The sequence below is a fragment of the Bacillus sp. JJ1474 genome (assembly GCF_036965225.1).
Lineage (GTDB): Bacteria > Bacillota > Bacilli > Bacillales > Cytobacillaceae > Cytobacillus.
Genome location: NZ_JBALPC010000107.1, coordinates 1 through 18548, shown reverse-complemented (window position 1 = coordinate 18548; position 18548 = coordinate 1). Strand labels below are relative to the sequence as shown.

Sequence of the window (18548 nt, the reverse complement as noted above, 5' to 3'; positions counted from 1 at the left end):
GAAGTGAAATGATCGAAAGAGAAAATTTCAGCCGTTTAGTTCAAGGTGAAACAAATTTTATTGTTTACCTGCAGGAAAATCTAAAGGTAGATGGAGATACATTTACTGGAACAGCCAAAGAATTAAAACATAATGAAAGGCTAATTTTTACGTATAAAATAAAAACTGAAAAAGAAAAAGCTGATATACTAAAATGGTTAAAAACAGGGATGGCTTGTTCAATCAGAGGTTCATTAGAAATGCCATACTCCTCAACAAACCAATATGCTTTTGATTATAAGGAGTATCTTTACCGAAATCATACTTATTGGATATTAAAAGCAGATTACTTAACACCCTCCAAATGTATGCCTCAGAAGGAAACACCACTATCTTTTTTCCGTACACTTAGAGAAAATGGGATTGAATATATACATAATTATTTTCCAAAGGACACAGCGCCCCTAGCTATTGCTCTGCTGTTTGGAGATCGAAATTATATTGAAGAAGACGTCCTAACCGCCTATCAAAAGCTCGGGATCGTTCATTTATTAGCCATATCGGGTCTTCATGTTGGAATGCTTTTTGGGATGATTTTCTTTCTTGGCATACGGGCAGGGATGCCAAAAGAGAAAATGACATCAACCTTGCTTATATTATTGCCATGCTATGCCCTTATTACAGGTGCTTCCCCTTCTGTCATTCGTGCTGTTTTTATGATGATCATATTTTTAGCTCCACAAAAATGGGGAAGGAACTTTTCACTTTTAACCATTGATGTAATAGGCATTGTCTTCATCTTATATACCTTTTTTTCTCCTTATATTATTTATAATGTTGGGTTTCAGTTATCCTTTGGCGTAAGCTTTTCCCTAATATTATCCGCCCCCATTATCTTGAAACGATTTTCTAATCCGATTTCATTATTATTTGCCACCTCTTTTATTTGCCAGCTGGCGGCTACCCCAATCATGTTTTACTATTTTTTTGAAGTTTCATTCATCTCTGTACTAGCTAATATTCTGTTTGTACCTCTATTTTCATTATTCATATTGCCTGCCTTATTTATCATCTTCCTCTTACATCTTTTATTTGGCGGGAACATTAGCTTTCTCGTGAATTTAATGAATTTTATTATTTATTGGATGGATAGTATTGCTGGGGGGCTAGCTCAATTGCCATTTGCAACGATTGCTTTAGGAAGGCCCCATTTCATCATTTTGTTTCTTTATTTGATCATCTTCCCCTGTTACTTTTCCTTATGGGAGAAAATGAGGGGGATAAAAAAGTCTCTGATCATTCTAATCCTGCCGACCCTCTTATTATTACTGCATGGTTCTGTAAATTTTCTATCTCCATACGGAGAGATTACCTTTATTGATGTTGGGCAGGGGGAAAGCATCTTCATAAGACTTCCTCACAGTCAGGGGAACTACCTAATTGATACTGGAGGTACATTAAGGTTCCATACAGAGGAGTGGAAGTTAAGAAAGAATCAATATGAGGTTGGTAAGGATGTGGTTGTACCTTATTTAAAGAGCAAGGGAATTAGGACAATCCATAAGCTTATTTTAACGCATGGGGATACAGATCATATAGGAGGCGCACCTGCAATAATAGAAGAAATGAAAGTGAAGAATATTATTTTACCAAAAAGCGAGGAGCTTTCAGAGCTTGAAAAAGTGATCCTATTAAAAGCTAAAAACAAAAAGATTCCCTACTATTTTACAAAATCGGGTGATAGCTGGACGGAAGGTAAGGTTAATTTTCAAGTTTTATCTCCTCAACCGGAAATGGAGTCAGAAAGAAATAATGGTTCCATTGTTTTGTTTACAAAAATCGGGGGATTAACATGGCTGTTTACAGGGGATTTGGAGGAGAGCGGGGAAGAAAAATTAATTAGCCGTTATCATAATTTAAAAATTGATGTATTAAAGGTTGGTCACCATGGCAGTAAATCATCTACCTCCAGTTCGTTCTTAAATCGAATAGAACCAAAGCTTGCCGTTATTTCTGCTGGCAGGAACAATCGTTACGGCCACCCAAACAAAGAAATACTAAATAGCTTAGATGAAAGAAGTATTAAAGTATTACGGACAGATCTAAATGGAGCCATTACTTATTATTTTAAAGGAGACCTAGGAACCTTTTCTACGCAAATGCCATAAGATGTAGTAAATAAATCAGGAATTGAAAAAGAGGCTGCTATTTGCAGCCTCCAAAATTTCCTATGTAGTCATTAAGAGCCTACTACTTTAACGACTGTTGCAATAATAAATAACGTTGCAAAGAAACCGAAAGATACGATAAATCCTACTCCAGAGTCAATAGCATCATTGCGTTTATACTGGACGTCTTTTTCAAATTCATTCACAGTCTACCCCTCCTATTTCCATTATAGTATAAGCTAAAGCGAACAAAAAATCTAGCTTTCCTCTAACAGCATTTCCTCTAGTGACAAGAGTTGTCACAAATAAGTTAAACTTGAATGGTCACAATAATGATACAGTGATGCACCGTCGTGGCTTGAGTATCCTAGGCCTCATGTTCCGACGTTCATTATAGATGAGGGAATTGGCACAAGATCGGTTCGTGTCAATTCCTTATTGCCTTTACAATTGGTCTGAAAAATGAATGGTAAAGTTTGAGCAACTAGGACATTTGTGTACACTTTGTTACTTGTCAAATTGGACAAGGTTCATTAGGATAAAGATATCCCAATGAGAACGGAGAGAAAGACAGTGGTTTTTGAATTATGGAAGCAAATTAAAGCAAAAAATCTTTCTCCGATTTTTCTATTATACGGAGCGGAATCATTTCTTATTAATGAAACAAAGCAGTTATTAATTTCCAATATCCTTACTGAGGCTGACATGGATTTTAACCTTTCCTCCTATGATTTAGAAGAAACACCGATTGATGCTGCACTTGAAGATGCGGAGACACTGCCTTTTATAGGTGAAAAGAGACTCATTTTTTTACATAATCCTGTTTTTCTGACATCTGAGAAAATAAAAGAAAAAATTGAGCATAATTTAGCAAAGCTGGAGGCTTATATAAAAGCACCATCTCCATATTCCATTGTTGTTTTTATTGCTCCTTATGAAAAATTAGATGAACGGAAAAAGCTTACGAAGGAATTAAAAAGAAGTGCAGCGGTTTTAGAGGCCAAAAAGCTGAATGAAGCGGAGTTAAAAGGATGGATTAGAAAACGTGCTGCTTATAATGGTGTTGAAATAGAAGATGAAGCAGTCGAATACATGCTAACTCTTGCAGGTACAAATTTGTTTTTACTAACGAGTGAAATGGATAAGCTTGCATTATATTCAGGTGCGGGCAACAGAATTGATTTCCAATTAGTTGAAAGATTAGTTTCTCGTTCTTTAGAGCAAAATATCTTTGCTCTAGTAGATAAGATTGTACAACGGAAAATTGAAGAGGCTTTACGGATCTATTATGATCTGCTTAAGCAAAATGAAGAGCCGATCAAAATTTTATCTGTTATTACTGGACAATTTAGGCTGATTTATCAAGTAAAGGAGCTAGCTAGAAGAGGATATGGCCAACAGCAGATTGCAGGGGCCTTAAAGGTCCATCCTTTCCGCGTTAAGCTAGCTGCAGGACAGGCTCAAGCTTTTGATGAAAAAGAGCTAGCGCAAATAATGAAATTATTAGCAGATGCAGATTTTCAAATGAAGACAGGCGGTATGAATAAAGAATTGCTAATAGAGATGTTTCTGTTTCGCCTCCATAGTAAACCAAATTAAAACGACCTAATTGGTCGTTTTTTTGCATAATAAAAGGCTATCTTTAGGAAGATAGCCAAAGCAAGCTTACGCGTTTAAAGTGTTCATTTTTTTCATTAAACGAGACTTTTTACGAGCAGCAGCGTTTTTGTGGATAAGACCTTTAGAAGCGGCTTTGTCTAATTTACGAGCAGCATCAACGAAAGTTTCTTTCGCAGCAGCAGCATCGTTAAGAACGATAGCAGCATCAACCTTCTTAACAGCTGTACGCATAGCAGATTTAACAGTAGCGTTTTGAGCGTTTTTAGATGCGTTCGTTTTCACACGCTTAATAGCAGATTTAATATTTGGCATTCCATTCACCTCCTGAGGGCAGCATCGAGATTATATTATAACTCGACATAAACATTCATTAACAATTTAATATTAAGAACAAGTGATATTTTATCAAACACGCTGGAATTTTGCAATACTCTCCCTTAGTTTTTCCTAATTTCGGACAATTTAAGTTAGGAGTTTTACTGAATGTTTTGCTAAGAAAAGGAAAGAATAGTAAATAGTCTAACTTATAGCAAAAGATGCGAGGGGGATTCAATATGGAAGAGTCAATGGATTTGAGTAAATATTCGATTAGAACAGATTTGGCTATTGAAGCACGGGAAATGGTCATAGCGGATCGCGATAAACATATTCAAGAGGAGGAAAATCTTTCGCATATTGAAGGGGTTATCATTAAAGAAAAAGAAGAGGATGATATTAAAGTATCATATGTTGAAGTGACAAAAGAAGGAGCCAAATCTTTAGGGAAAAAAGAAGGAAAATATTTAACACTAGAAGCAATAGGCATTCGCCAGCAAGATACACCAATGCAAAAAAAAGTTGTCAAAATATTTGCCTCTGAGCTTGCTCAGTTTTTGAAGCAGCTAGGTATTAAAGCGGATGCCTCCTGTTTAGTTGTCGGACTGGGAAATTGGAATGTAACTCCTGATGCTCTTGGACCGCAAGTTTGTGAAAACCTTCTTGTCACGCGACATCTCTATCAATTACAGCCTGAAAGTGTTGAAGAGGGCTATCGTCCTGTCAGTGCTATTGCTCCTGGAGTTATGGGGCTAACAGGTATTGAAACTAGTGATATCATCTTTGGAATTGTTGATAAAACAAAACCAGATTTTGTGATTGTCATTGATGCACTTGCCTCTCGTTCATTAGAAAGAGTAAATTCGACCATTCAAATTTCAGACACTGGAATTCACCCTGGTTCAGGCGTTGGAAATAAGCGAAAAGAAATTAGCCAGGAATCATTAGGGATTCCTGTCATTGCCATTGGCGTTCCAACTGTTGTTGACGCTGTATCTATCACAAGTGATACGATCGACTATATACTAAAACACTTCGGGAAAGAAATGAGAGAAGGGGACAGACCTTCAAGATCGTTGGCTCCTGCAGGAATGAGCTTTGGCGAACGCAGAAAGCTGACTGAAGAAGACCTGCCAGAAGAACACCATAGAAAAACTTTCCTTGGTATGATTGGAACATTGCCTGATGAGGAGAAGAGAAAACTAATATATGAAGTCCTCTCTCCGATTGGACATAACCTAATGGTAACACCGAAAGAAGTAGATATTTTTATTGAGGATATGGCAAATCTTCTTGCCAATGGGCTAAACGCGGCATTACATCAAAATGTTGACCAAGAAAATGCAGGTTTTTATACAAGGTAAATATTTCTGTTCTATCCTTTCTAGCGAAGTCATATGAATTACTAGACTAGCAAAGAGAGGTGGAAGAATGAAACCTATTAAAACGAACGGAATTGCTGTGTTTATACAAGGGACAAGCTTACTAAAAATATTTGGCGGTTTTCTGCTGTTCTTATTTATGATTTTTTCACTGAGCGGTGTTTTAACTGTGTTAAAACCCGAATATAGAATCAGCTCATCATCTGTAAATACGGCTGCTAATAAAATAACAGGAGAAATGCTCTATCATTTCCTTGGTTGGGAAAACCATCATTTTATGCAAAGCTTGGACGAGAAGACGGGCTCCCCAACCATCATGAACATGTTATTTAAACTTTCTACTAATATCAATTTAGATGATCCAAGAAGTTTATTGGGCAGGGAATTACCCTATTTCTCTATATATGACAAGGAAATTTTAGTCGCGGGTGAAGGCACGAATTATACGAATATGCCATTTGAATCCGCCCCGCCCATTGAGCTCCTTAGGGCTGAACAGCAAGCTACACTTCAGAATATCGAGGATTTAGAGAAGCCAAGCGGAGAAAAAACAGCAGAACCATCCATAAACACTACAGGAGATAGAAAAGTCGTTTATTTGTATTTTTCCCATAATACGGAATCCTTCCTTCCGTATTTAAAGGATGTGACTAATCCTAATTTGGCTCATCATTCCCAATTAAATGTTACTAAAATTGGCGATAAGCTAAAGGAAGAACTAGAGAGTAAAGGGATCGGGACAACTGTTGAAAAGACGAATATACAAGCAAAATTGAATGAAAAAGGATGGGATTATTGGCGATCCTATCAAGAATCTAGATCAGTTGTTCAAGCAGCAACGAGTAATGACCGAAATTTGACTTATTTAATTGATATTCATAGGGATTCCCATAGAAAAAATGATACAACGAAAGAGATTAATGGAAAACCATATGCAAAGCTAGCTTTCGTCATTGGAACAGAGCATCCGAATTATGAAAAGAATGCACGTTTAGCCAATGAATTGCATAAAAGACTCGAGGAAAAATACAAAGGTTTAAGCAGAGGGGTTCTGCCGCAGCAAGGATCGGGCAATAACGGTATATATAATCAGGATTTATCAGAAAATGCCATATTAATTGAATTTGGCGGTGTTGATAACACATTTGAAGAATTAAATCGGTCGGCAGAGGCACTAGCAGACGTATTTAGCGAATTTTTTTGGCAAGCAGAAAGTGTTAGTAATACTGTACAAGAACAGTCTGAAAAGAAATAGTATAGATAGGTGATCAGTTATGAAATGGTTTATGTTGAAGACCTTTTTCCTTACAATACTCATGTTTATTGTTGTATTATTTAGCATGCAGCAGGCTAGTGAAGGGATAACAAAGATGAAAGGCTATAATGATGCAAATTTCAAAGGAGCATTTACCTTACAGGAGAATGACAGTGGAGGTCTGCAAGCATCCATTTTAGGCAATGATGTTTCTAGTCATGACCTCGAGCAGAAAAAAGCGAAGCTGGAGGAAATGAAAGCCTATAACTTTTTTTCAACAATGGGTAAGAAGCTATCTGAAGGCATATCTACTATGACTGAAGACGTGGTACATTTCATAACCGATTTAATAAGAGAAAAATAATGCGGCTGCAGCGATGCGGCCTTTTTTGTTTTATACTAGAATACATCCGAAGTGAAACTTATTTTTTGTTTCATCGTATATTAATCAGCCACTGGCATTGAATCTTCATAAACGGACTGCTATAATCTAAAAATAGTGCATATTTTGTGCGTTAAAAGGAAGATATTTTTTATTAGATGTTTTACACTGGCGCAAAGAGCGCATGCGCTTTTCTATGTAGGAGTGAAATAATGAACAGAGAAGATAGACTTAATAGACAATCAAAGATACGGAATTTTTCTATTATCGCTCATATCGATCATGGAAAATCCACTTTAGCTGACCGAATATTAGAAAAGACGAATACTTTAACGTCAAGAGAAATGAAGGATCAGCTGCTAGATTCTATGGATTTAGAAAGAGAACGAGGCATTACAATAAAGCTAAATTCAGTTCAATTAAAATATAATGCGAAAGATGGAGAAACTTACACCTTTCATTTAATCGATACACCAGGGCACGTCGACTTCACTTATGAAGTGTCCCGCAGTTTGGCAGCATGTGAGGGTGCCATTCTAGTTGTCGATGCAGCACAAGGGATTGAAGCACAGACACTAGCAAACGTGTATTTAGCAATTGATAATGATTTAGAAATTGTGCCGGTCATTAATAAAATAGACCTTCCTAGTGCTGACCCAGAGCGTGTAAGGAATGAAATAGAAGAAGTAATCGGTCTTGATGCTTCTGAGGCTGTTCTTGCTTCCGCTAAAGCTGGCATCGGTATTGAGGACATTTTAGAACAGATCGTAGAAAAGGTTCCTGCACCAACAGGGGATCCGGACGCCCCTCTAAAAGCACTTATTTTTGACTCGTTATTCGATGCTTACCGTGGAGTTGTAGCTTATATCCGAGTAGTCGAAGGAACAGTAAAAGCTGGGGACAAAATTAAAATGATGGCAACTGGCAAGGAATTCGATGTAGTTGAAGTTGGCGTCTTTTCCCCAAAAGCACAAGTCCGTGAAGAGCTGACTGTTGGGGATGTAGGGTTCTTAACCGCAGCAATCAAAAATGTTGGCGATACTCGTGTGGGTGATACCATTACAAATGCAAAAAATGGCGCAACCGAGCCTCTTCCTGGATACCGTAAATTGAATCCGATGGTTTTTTGTGGATTATATCCAATCGACAGTGCCAAATTTAATGATCTTCGTGAAGCTTTAGAGAAACTTGAACTTAATGACTCGGCTTTACAATTCGAGCCCGAAACATCTCAGGCTCTCGGGTTCGGCTTCCGCTGCGGATTTTTAGGACTCCTTCATATGGAGATTATCCAAGAGCGTATCGAGCGTGAATTCAAAATCGATTTAATTACAACAGCACCAAGTGTAATATATGATGTCATTTTGACAGATGGCTCCAATATTAAAATTGATAACCCATCCAAAATGCCAGATCCGCAAAAAATTGAACGCGTTGAGGAGCCATATGTAAAAGCAACCATGATGGCGCCAAATGACTATGTTGGAGCGATTATGGAGCTTTGCCAAGAAAAACGCGGAATCTTTATTAATATGCAGTATATGGATGAGACTCGTGTTAATATTACTTATGAAATTCCATTATCAGAAATTGTTTATGATTTCTTTGATCAGCTTAAATCAAATACAAAAGGATATGCTTCCTTTGACTATGAGTTAATTGGTTATAAGCCATCCAAGCTTGTTAAAATGGATATCCTTTTAAACGGAGAAAAAGTTGACGCATTGAGCTTTATTGTCCATAAAGATTTCTCATATGACCGTGGAAAGATAATTGTAGAAAAACTGAAGGAACTTATTCCACGCCAGCAATTCGAGGTTCCGGTCCAAGCGGCAATTGGCCAGAAGATAATTGCTCGTTCAACCATTAAGTCAATGGGGAAAAATGTATTAGCGAAGTGTTACGGTGGAGACATTTCCCGTAAACGTAAGCTGCTGGAAAAGCAAAAAGAAGGTAAGAAACGCATGAAGCAAGTAGGATCGGTAGAAGTTCCTCAAGAAGCTTTCATGGCTGTTTTGAAAATGGACGATACCAACAAAAAGAAGTAAAATAGATAGATTCTATAAAAGGAGGTTGGAAATGCTGTCAAAATAAAAGCGGCTCCGGCCTCTTTTTTAATGAAATAAATAATAAGGGTGTGTTAATAATGATAAAAGCAGCCTATATTCATATCCCTTTCTGTGAGCATATTTGCCACTATTGTGATTTTAATAAAGTGTTTCTCGAAGGGCAGCCTGTTGATGAGTATCTTAATTCATTAAATAAAGAAATGGAGCTAACATTAATTGATTCCCCTGCTGTCCAATTAAATTCCATTTTTGTCGGGGGAGGCACGCCAACTGCATTAAATGAACAGCAGCTTGATATGCTTTGCCGAATCATAAAAGACCGCCTGCCATACAACGAACAAACGGAGTTTACGTTTGAGGCAAATCCCGGTGACCTCTCAGAAGAAAAACTTCGTATTCTTTACGAAGCAGGAGTTAATAGAATTAGCTTCGGGGTACAGACTTTTAATGAAGAACTGCTTAAGAAAATTGGCAGGGTGCATCGGGCAAAAGATGTTTTTCAATCTGTTGAAGCTGCAAAAAAAATAGGGTTCGAAAATATTAGCATTGATTTAATCTATAGCTTGCCTGGACAAACAGTGTCTGATTTCAGAGAAACATTAGAGACTTCTTTCACGTTAGATATTGACCACTATTCTGGTTATTCTCTAATTATCGAGCCCAAAACCGTATTCTATAACTTAATGAAAAAAGGAAAGCTCCAATCTCCAGGAGAAGACACAGAAACAGAAATGTTCAAAATATTAATGGAAGAGATGGATAAACATGGTTTCAACCAATATGAAATCAGTAACTTCTCTAAACCAGGATTTGAGAGCAAACATAATCTAACTTATTGGAATAATGAGTGGTATTACGGATTTGGTGCTGGAGCACATGGGTATGTTAATGGCAAACGTGTTTCCAATCATGGACCATTAAAAAAGTATATGGACTCATTGAAGATGGGGAGATTGCCTATACTCGAAGAAAGCCATGTTACACGGACTGAGCAGATTGAAGAAGAAATGTTTTTAGGTCTAAGAAAAACAGCAGGCGTAGCCATTTCTCGCTTTATCGAGAAATTTGGTGAAAATCCTGTCGAATTATTTAAAGAGGAATTGAAAGAATTAAAAAATCGTGAATGGATCATCGTTACTGAAAATCAGATTCAATTATCGAAAAAAGGACGGTACCTTGGAAATGAAGTTTTTCAGTTCTTTCTAAGATAAAAAATCACATCTCGTTTTTATTGACACCAAACCATTGATTTGATAATTTATTAGTAGAATTAGCACTCACATCTAAAGAGTGCTAACAGAGGTGATAATTGTGTTGACTGATCGCCAATTATTGATCTTTCAGGTTATTGTTGATGATTTTATTCAATCTGCGCAGCCAGTCGGTTCAAGAAGTTTGTCGAAAAAGGACAAAATTACATTTAGTTCTGCGACAATTCGAAACGAAATGTCTGATTTAGAAGAGCTGGGGTTTATTGAAAAAACACATACCTCATCCGGAAGAATTCCTTCCGAAAAAGGGTATCGCTATTATGTGGATCATTTGCTTTCTCCTCAAAAGCTAAATCAGCAGGATATCCATAAGTTAAAGTCTGTATTTGCCGAAAGAATTTTTGAACTTGAAAAGATTGTACAGAGGTCAGCTAAAATATTATCGGAACTGACTAACTATACTTCAATTGTGTTAGGCCCCGCTGTTAAAGATAATAAATTAAAGAGAATTCAAATCGTTCCTTTAAATAATCAGACAGCCATTGCGATCATTGTCACTGATTCTGGTCATGTCGAGAATCGAATGTTTCATCTTCCTGAAACAATGAATTCCGGTGATCTTGAAAAACTGGTCAATATTTTGAATGATCGCTTAGCTGGCGCTCCAATTGAAAGCTTGAATGAAAAAATCTATAAAGAAGTAGCTATTCTTCTAAGGCAGCATATTACTAATTATGATTATATTCTGCATTCTATCGCAGATACACTAAAGATCCCAGCTCACGAGAAGCTATTCTTTGGCGGGAAATCAAATATGCTTAGTCAGCCTGAATTTCATGACATTGAAAAAATAAAAAATTTAATGGATATGATTGAACACGAAGATAGCATTTATGAGCTAATTCGAAAAAACAAGTCAGGAATTAATGTCAAAATAGGCAAAGAAAATAATAATACAGCTATGGAAAATTGCAGTTTAATTACAGCAACATATTCAATGGGTGCTGAACAACTAGGGACCATTGCTATATTAGGTCCTACAAGGATGGAATATTCCCGTGTAATTAGTTTATTGGACTATATTAGCACAGACCTTTCAGCAGTATTGACGAAGCTGTATCAAAGTGATTGACGTTGGAAATATTGACTAAGGGTGGGGGCCCCTCAGGGTCAAGACCCCCATCCCTTTCCTTGTGTTTATTTATTTGTACTTAAAGGGAGGTGAATAAATTGGCAGATGAAAAAAATATTTTAGAAGAAGAAACAATCCAAAATTCTGATCAAGCTGATGAGACTGATGTTTCTGAAACGGAAACTGCAGCCCATTCTGATGATACAGAAGCAGTGAACGAACTTTCTGAAGAAGCTTCTTTAGAAGAACAACTTGTGAAAGCTCAGGAAAAAACGGTTGAGTTAGAGGCCAAACTAGCTGATATAGAAAACCGTTACTATCGTCTTCAAGCCGATTTTGATAATTCCAGACGGAGAGCAAGATTAGATCTTGAATCGTCTGAAAAATATAGAGCTCAAAAGTTAATTTCTGATTTGCTGCCTGCTATCGATAATTTTGAGAGAGCGCTGCAAATGGAATCTGATAATGAACAAGTGAAATCCGTTCTTCAAGGAATGGAAATGGTTTATCGCAGCTTGCTGGAAGCTCTGAAAAATGAAGGAGCAGAACAGATTGAAGCTGTTGGAAAGGAATTTGATCCTCAAGTCCATCAAGCAGTGATGCAAGCTGAGTTGGAAGGCTTCGAGTCAAATACTGTAGTAGAGGAATTCCAAAAAGGCTATATTTTAAAGGACAGAGTGATCCGTCCGGCTATGGTAAAAGTAAATTCATAAGATACATATTTTCGGGAGGTAAGAAACATGAGCAAAATCATTGGAATCGATTTAGGTACTACAAACTCATGTGTTTCCGTTTTAGAAGGCGGAGAGGCAAAAGTTATTCCAAATCCAGAGGGTAACCGCACAACTCCTTCTGTCGTTTCTTTCAAAAATGGGGAGCGTCAAGTTGGGGAAGTGGCAAAACGTCAAGCGATTACGAATCCACATACGATTATGTCTGTTAAGCGTCATATGGGAACAGATTTTAAGGTAGAGGCTGAAGGAAAACCGTATACTCCTCAAGAAATTTCAGCTGTTATTCTTCAACACTTAAAATCATATGCTGAAGAGTATCTTGGTGAAAAAGTAACGAAAGCGGTTGTTACAGTTCCAGCATATTTTAATGATGCTGAACGCCAAGCTACAAAAGATGCTGGAACAATTGCTGGTCTTGAAGTTGAACGTATTATTAATGAGCCTACAGCTGCTGCTTTAGCTTATGGTATGGATAAGACAGATGAAGATCAAACAATTCTTGTATTTGACCTTGGTGGAGGAACGTTTGACGTATCCATTCTTGAACTGGGAGACGGTGTATTCGATGTAAAAGCTACAGCTGGTGATAACCGTCTTGGCGGTGATGATTTTGACCAAGCGATAATCGACTATTTAGTTCAGGAATTCAAAAAAGAAAATGCCATCGATCTTTCAAAAGATAAAATGGCTACTCAGCGTTTAAAGGATGCAGCTGAAAAAGCGAAAAAGGATTTATCTGGAGTCACTTCTACTCAAATTTCCTTGCCATTCATTACAGCAGGGGAAGCAGGTCCTTTACACCTTGAAGTAACATTAACAAGAGCTAAATTTGATGAGCTTACAGCAGATTTAGTTGAACGTACTATGGGCCCTACTCGTCAAGCATTAAAAGATGCAGGACTTTCACCTTCTGAAATTGATAAGATTATTCTTGTTGGTGGTTCAACTCGTATTCCTGCCGTTCAAGAAGCGATCAAGAAAGAAACGGGCAAGGAGCCTCATAAAGGTGTTAACCCTGATGAAGTAGTAGCGATGGGTGCAGCAATCCAAGGTGGAGTAATCTCTGGTGATGTTAAGGATGTTGTCCTATTAGACGTTACACCACTTTCACTTGGTATCGAAACTATGGGTGGCGTATTTACGAAGCTAATTGACCGTAATACAACAATCCCAACATCTAAATCACAAGTGTTCTCGACTGCTGCTGATAATCAGTCAGCTGTAGATATTCATGTTCTACAAGGTGAGCGTCCAATGTCAGCAGACAATAAAACATTGGGCCGCTTCCAACTTGGAGATATTCCTCCTGCACCTAGAGGAATACCTCAAATCGAAGTGACTTTTGATATCGATAAAAACGGTATTGTAAATGTTCGTGCAAAAGATCTAGGCACAAATAAAGAACAAGCAATTACAATTAAATCTTCAACAGGTTTATCTGATGAAGAAATCGAAAAAATGGTAAGAGAAGCTGAAGAGAATGCGGAAGCAGACAAGAAGCGTAAGGAAGAAGTAGAGCTTCGGAATGAAGCAGATCAACTCGTTTTCACTACTGAAAAAACAATGAAGGATCTTGAAGGTAAAGTAGATGAAGCTGAAGTGGCAAAAGCAAATGAAGCAAAAGATGCTTTAAAAGCTGCCATTGAAAAGAATGATTTAGAAGAAATTAAAGTGAAGAAAGATGCTTTACAAGAAATCGTTCAAGCATTGACAATGAAGCTTTATGAAGAAGCTGCTAAACAAGCTCAAGGAGCGCAAGGGGCCGAGGGCCAAGAAGGTAAAAGCAGCGATGACAATGTAGTTGACGCAGAATTCGAAGAGGTTAAAGACGATAAATAAGTCTCAAAATCTTAAATGATGAAAAGTCAAAGTCAGGTCATTCTTGACTTTGACTTTTATTTTTGAATAATAACTGTTAAAATAATCTTTATGTGAAAAGATTCGGGGAGTGGTAATCAATGAGTAAAAGGGATTACTATGAAGTCCTTGGTGTCAGTAAAGGGGCATCCAAGGATGAATTAAAAAAAGCTTATCGAAAGCTATCCAAACAATATCATCCAGACATTAATAAAGAACCAGATGCAGATGAGAAATTTAAAGAAGTAACAGAAGCATATGAAGTTTTAAGTGATGACCAAAAGCGCGCTCATTACGATCAATTCGGCCATACTGACCCTAATCAGGGTTTTGGCGGCGGCGGTTTTGAAGGATTCGGCGGCTTTGAAGACATTTTTAGTACTTTCTTCGGCGGCGGCGGATCACGCAGAAGAGATCCAAATGCGCCACGGCAAGGTGCTGATTTACAATACACAATGACTTTATCTTTTGAGGACGCAGTTTTTGGCAAGGAAACAGAAATTGAAATTCCTCGCGAAGAAACTTGTGAAACTTGTAACGGATCAGGTGCAAAGTCAGGGACAAAGCCTGAAACATGCGGACAATGTCATGGTTCTGGACAGATTAATATGGAACAAAATACGCCTTTTGGTAAAATTGTAAATCGCAGAACTTGTCACCAATGTAATGGTACTGGTAAACAGATTAAGCATAAATGTTCCACTTGCGGCGGGGATGGAAAAGTAAAAAAACGCAAAAAAATAGCAGTTAAAATTCCAGCGGGTATTGATGACGGACAACAGCTCAGAGTATCTGGTCAAGGAGAGCCTGGCGTAAATGGAGGCCCTTCCGGAGATTTATACGTTGTTTTCCATGTTCGCTCTCATGAATTTTTCGAACGTGATGGCGATGATGTCTATTGTGAAATGCCAATCACCTTTGTTCAGGCTGCTATAGGGGATGAGGTAGAGGTACCGACTCTGTATGGAAAGATAAAATTAAAAGTCCCAGCCGGCACGCAAACAGGCACAAAGTTCCGCTTAAAGGAAAAAGGGATCCAAAATGTAAGAGGGTATGGCAAAGGCGATCAGCATATCATCGTTCGTATTGTAACCCCAACAAAGCTGTCAGAAAAACAGAAACAGCTGCTGCATGAATTTGCAGAGATAAGTGGTCAAGTACCACAAGGAGAACAAGAGGAAAGCTTTTTTGATAAAGTAAAGCGTGCATTTAAGGGCGATTAATGGAATGGAGTTGGAAACATTGAAATGGTCAGAGATCAGTATTCATACGACAAATGAGGCAGTAGAACCAATTTCAAATATCCTGCATGAAGCAGGAGCAAGCGGAGTTGTCATTGAAGATCCATTAGAACTTAAAAAGGAAAGAAAAGATCAATTCGGTGAAATCTACCAGCTCAATCCATTAGACTATCCAGAAGAAGGGGTTATCGTCAAAGCTTATTTGCCTGTAAATAGTTTTCTTGCAGAAACGATAGATGGAATTAAAGAAGAAATCAATAATCTCCTTTTATATAATATCGATATTGGCAAAAATGATATTAGCATCAGTGAAGTTAATGAAGAGGAATGGGCAACTGCCTGGAAGAAATATTACCATCCAGTAAAAATTTCTGAAAGATTTACAATCGTTCCAAGCTGGGAAGAATACACCCCTGTTTCCAGTGATGAATTACTCATTGAGCTTGACCCAGGGATGGCATTTGGAACTGGTACTCATCCTACTACAGTAATGTGTATTCAAGCGTTAGAAAGAACCGTAAAAAAGGGAGACAACATTATCGATGTTGGTACCGGCTCAGGTGTACTAAGCATTGCAGTTGCCATGCTTGGTGCTGAAAAAGTTACAGCACTTGATCTCGATGAGGTTGCTGTGAACTCTGCCCGGGAAAATATTGAATTGAATAAAGTTCATGATATTGTAAATGTTGCACAAAATAATCTGCTTGATGGAATCACCGGAAAGGCAGACGTTGTAGTAGCAAATATATTAGCTGAGGTTATTCTCAGATTTACTAATGATGTTGCTACAGTCGTGAAAAAAGACGGCTTCTTTATTGCATCAGGCATTATCCTGCAGAAAAAACAAGAAGTGAAGGATGCAATGATTACAGCGGGATTCCAAATCGAAGAAACGATTCAAATGGAAGATTGGGTTGCGTTAATCGGCAGAAGAAATTAGCACGGAAGTTAGAACATAATTATGAATTCATTTTAGAAAAGGGGGAGCCTTCTATATGTTCCCTCTTTTTATACGTTAATAATAGAAGAAGGCAGAAAAGAGGGTGTCCATTTTGCAGCGTTATTTTGTTAATCAATCTGCGATTGATAATTGTTTCACTATTACAGATGATGATTATCACCACATTGTTCGCGTAATGAGAATGAAGGAAGGCGATCAGCTGATTTGTGTAGATCCCCTGAAAAAAAGTGCTGTTTGCTCAATTGTAGAAATTACCGCTGAAAAAGTGATTGCAGAAGTTGTAAAATGGGAAGAAGGGTCCCCTGAATTGCCGATCTATATAACAATTGTGAGCGGATTGCCTAAAGGGGATAAGCTGGAATGGATTATCCAAAAGGGAACTGAACTTGGAGCATATCGATTTATCCCTTTTATTTCAGCACGCTCAGTAGTAAAATGGGATGAGAAAAAGGGCGCAAAGAAAGTCGAACGGTGGCAGAAAATTGCCAAAGAAGCGGCTGAGCAGTCTCATCGAACCATTTTACCTGAAGTCATGGCTCCTCAAAATATGAAAGCTTTAATTAAAGCAAGCGAGAAGTATGACTATAAGCTGATTGCTTTTGAAGAAGAAGCGAAGCAAGGAGAGAAATCTCAACTATATAAAACCATGGCTAACATTCAACATGGCCAATCACTTATGATCGTATTTGGACCTGAGGGCGGATTAACTGAGCAGGAAGTCTCTTTATTAAAAGAAAACGGTTTTCAGGCTTGCGGGTTAGGTCCACGGATATTAAGAACGGAAACGGCACCGCTTTATGCACTATCAGCTGTTTCCTATCATTTTGAACTAATGGAGTGAAAAAATATGCCTACAGTTGCATTTCATACACTTGGCTGTAAAGTGAATCATTATGAAACAGAGGCCATTTGGCAATTATTTAAAGAAACAGGATATGATCGGGTCGATTTTGAATCAATGTCCGATGTTTATGTCATTAATACTTGTACGGTTACGAATACCGGAGATAAGAAAAGCCGTCAGGTTATCCGTAGAGCGATTCGAAAAAACCCGGATGCGGTTATTTGTGTGACAGGCTGTTATGCCCAAACCTCTCCAGCAGAAATTATGGCCATCCCAGGGGTTGATATCGTAGTAGGAACGCAGGATCGCGTGAAAATGCTAGATTATATCGCTCAATACAAGCAAGAACGCCAGCCGATTAACGGGGTAGGCAATATTATGAAAAGCCGCGTATATGAAGAGCTTGATGTGCCTGCTTTTACAGATCGTACACGTGCTTCCCTTAAAATACAAGAAGGCTGTAATAACTTCTGCACATTTTGTATCATTCCTTGGGCACGCGGATTAATGCGTTCAAGAGACCCGCAAGAAGTTATTCGCCAGGCACAGCAATTAGTGGATGCTGGCTATAAAGAAATTGTCTTAACAGGTATTCATACAGGCGGCTACGGAGAGGACATGAAAGATTATAACTTGGCAATGCTCCTTCGTGATTTAGAAGCACAAGTAAAGGGATTAAAGCGAATCAGAATCTCCTCTATAGAAGCTAGCCAGATTACGGACGAAGTTATTGAGGTTATTAATCAATCTAACATGATCGTAAGACATCTTCATATCCCGCTGCAGTCAGGGTCAAATACGGTTCTAAAAAGAATGCGCAGAAAATATACAATGGAGTTCTTCGGCGAACGTCTAGATCGCTTAAAAGAAGCTCTCCCAGGTTTAGCAGTTACTTCTGATGTCATTGTCGGCTTCCCAGGTGAAACAGAAGAGGAATTTATGGAAACGTATAATTTTATTAAAGAACATAAATTCTCAGAGCTGCATGTTTTCCCTTACTCTAAACGAACAGGAACGCCAGCAGCCAGAATGGAAGATCAAATAGACGAAGAAGTGAAGAATGAACGTGTTCATCGCTTAATTTCTTTATCTGACCAGCTTGCAAAAGAATACGCATCCCAATTTGAGGGAGAGGTTTTGGAAGTCATTCCTGAGGAAGAATTCAAGGAACAGCAGGAAGGCGGACTATATGTCGGCTATACTGATAATTATCTTAAAGTTGTTTTCCAAGCAACTGAAGAAATGGTCGGAAAAATTGTGAAAGTAAAAATCACAAAAGCCGGATACCCATATAACGATGGACAATTTGTCCGAGTATTAGATGAACTGGAAAATTGTGAAGAAGAAGCAGCAGTATAAAACATTCTAATTAAATGATAATATGTAAAGAGCTAATCG

Annotated in this window: 16 protein-coding genes; 14 read left to right on the top strand and 2 right to left on the bottom strand. The window is 38.0% G+C overall.

What is annotated here, in order from left to right; genetic code table 11:
* Positions 1-2147 (top strand): DNA internalization-related competence protein ComEC/Rec2 (locus V7164_RS14560; RefSeq protein WP_335354441.1); only part of this gene is annotated, 2147 nt, incomplete at its 5' end.
* A 71-nt stretch (positions 2148-2218) separates the two neighbouring features.
* On the opposite strand, the gene V7164_RS14555 is transcribed toward V7164_RS14560, so the two are convergent.
* A complete protein-coding gene (locus V7164_RS14555) occupies positions 2219-2353 on the bottom strand; it encodes a YqzM family protein (RefSeq protein ID WP_315665644.1) in 135 nt (44 codons plus the stop codon).
* Between the two features lie 367 nt (positions 2354-2720).
* On the opposite strand from V7164_RS14555, the gene holA reads away from it, so the two are divergent.
* Complete coding sequence (gene holA, locus V7164_RS14550) at positions 2721-3746, top strand: DNA polymerase III subunit delta (protein ID WP_335354440.1); 1026 nt, start codon at positions 2721-2723, stop codon at positions 3744-3746.
* Positions 3747-3812: 66 nt separating this feature from the next.
* Here holA and rpsT read toward each other — a convergent pair whose 3' ends face one another.
* Positions 3813-4079, bottom strand: coding sequence for a 30S ribosomal protein S20 (rpsT, locus tag V7164_RS14545; protein WP_335346877.1), 267 nt, complete (start codon positions 4077-4079; stop codon positions 3813-3815).
* A 242-nt stretch (positions 4080-4321) separates the two neighbouring features.
* Between rpsT and gpr the strand changes: the two genes are divergently transcribed.
* The 12 genes from gpr to mtaB all read left to right on the top strand — a co-directional run bounded on the left by gpr (position 4322) and on the right by mtaB (position 18509).
* Positions 4322-5446 carry a GPR endopeptidase gene (gene gpr, locus V7164_RS14540; protein ID WP_335354439.1) on the top strand — a complete coding sequence of 375 codons (1125 nt, stop codon included), beginning with the start codon at positions 4322-4324 and terminating at the stop codon, positions 5444-5446.
* A 67-nt stretch (positions 5447-5513) separates the two neighbouring features.
* Positions 5514-6719: a stage II sporulation protein P gene (gene spoIIP / locus V7164_RS14535; protein ID WP_335354438.1), complete on the top strand. Its 1206-nt coding sequence runs from the start codon at positions 5514-5516 to the stop codon at positions 6717-6719.
* A 19-nt stretch (positions 6720-6738) separates the two neighbouring features.
* Positions 6739-7083: a YqxA family protein gene (locus tag V7164_RS14530; RefSeq protein ID WP_335346874.1), complete on the top strand. Its 345-nt coding sequence runs from the start codon at positions 6739-6741 to the stop codon at positions 7081-7083.
* A 230-nt stretch (positions 7084-7313) separates the two neighbouring features.
* The gene (gene lepA, locus V7164_RS14525; RefSeq protein WP_438824001.1) at positions 7314-9149 is read left to right on the top strand and encodes a translation elongation factor 4; all 1836 of its coding nucleotides are present in this window, start codon (positions 7314-7316) and stop codon (positions 9147-9149) included.
* 98 nt (positions 9150-9247) lie between these two features.
* Positions 9248-10381 (top strand): radical SAM family heme chaperone HemW, encoded by a 1134-nt coding sequence (gene hemW, locus V7164_RS14520; RefSeq protein ID WP_335354437.1) that lies wholly within the window; start codon positions 9248-9250, stop codon positions 10379-10381.
* Positions 10382-10481: 100 nt separating this feature from the next.
* Positions 10482-11513, top strand: a complete 1032-nt coding sequence (gene hrcA, locus V7164_RS14515) for a heat-inducible transcriptional repressor HrcA (protein WP_335346872.1) — start codon at positions 10482-10484, stop codon at positions 11511-11513.
* 98 nt (positions 11514-11611) lie between these two features.
* Positions 11612-12226: a nucleotide exchange factor GrpE gene (grpE, locus tag V7164_RS14510; RefSeq protein ID WP_335346871.1), complete on the top strand. Its 615-nt coding sequence runs from the start codon at positions 11612-11614 to the stop codon at positions 12224-12226.
* Between the two features lie 27 nt (positions 12227-12253).
* Complete coding sequence (dnaK, locus tag V7164_RS14505) at positions 12254-14086, top strand: molecular chaperone DnaK (protein WP_335346870.1); 1833 nt, start codon at positions 12254-12256, stop codon at positions 14084-14086.
* A gap of 119 nt (positions 14087-14205) precedes the next feature.
* A complete protein-coding gene (gene dnaJ, locus V7164_RS14500) occupies positions 14206-15327 on the top strand; it encodes a molecular chaperone DnaJ (RefSeq protein ID WP_335354436.1) in 1122 nt (373 codons plus the stop codon).
* A gap of 19 nt (positions 15328-15346) precedes the next feature.
* A complete protein-coding gene (gene prmA, locus V7164_RS14495; RefSeq protein WP_335354435.1) occupies positions 15347-16285 on the top strand; it encodes a 50S ribosomal protein L11 methyltransferase in 939 nt (312 codons plus the stop codon).
* Between the two features lie 112 nt (positions 16286-16397).
* Positions 16398-17147: a 16S rRNA (uracil(1498)-N(3))-methyltransferase gene (locus tag V7164_RS14490; protein ID WP_335354434.1), complete on the top strand. Its 750-nt coding sequence runs from the start codon at positions 16398-16400 to the stop codon at positions 17145-17147.
* 6 nt (positions 17148-17153) lie between these two features.
* Positions 17154-18509, top strand: coding sequence for a tRNA (N(6)-L-threonylcarbamoyladenosine(37)-C(2))-methylthiotransferase MtaB (gene mtaB / locus V7164_RS14485; RefSeq protein ID WP_335346048.1), 1356 nt, complete (start codon positions 17154-17156; stop codon positions 18507-18509).
* Positions 18510-18548: the final 39 nt, after the last annotated feature.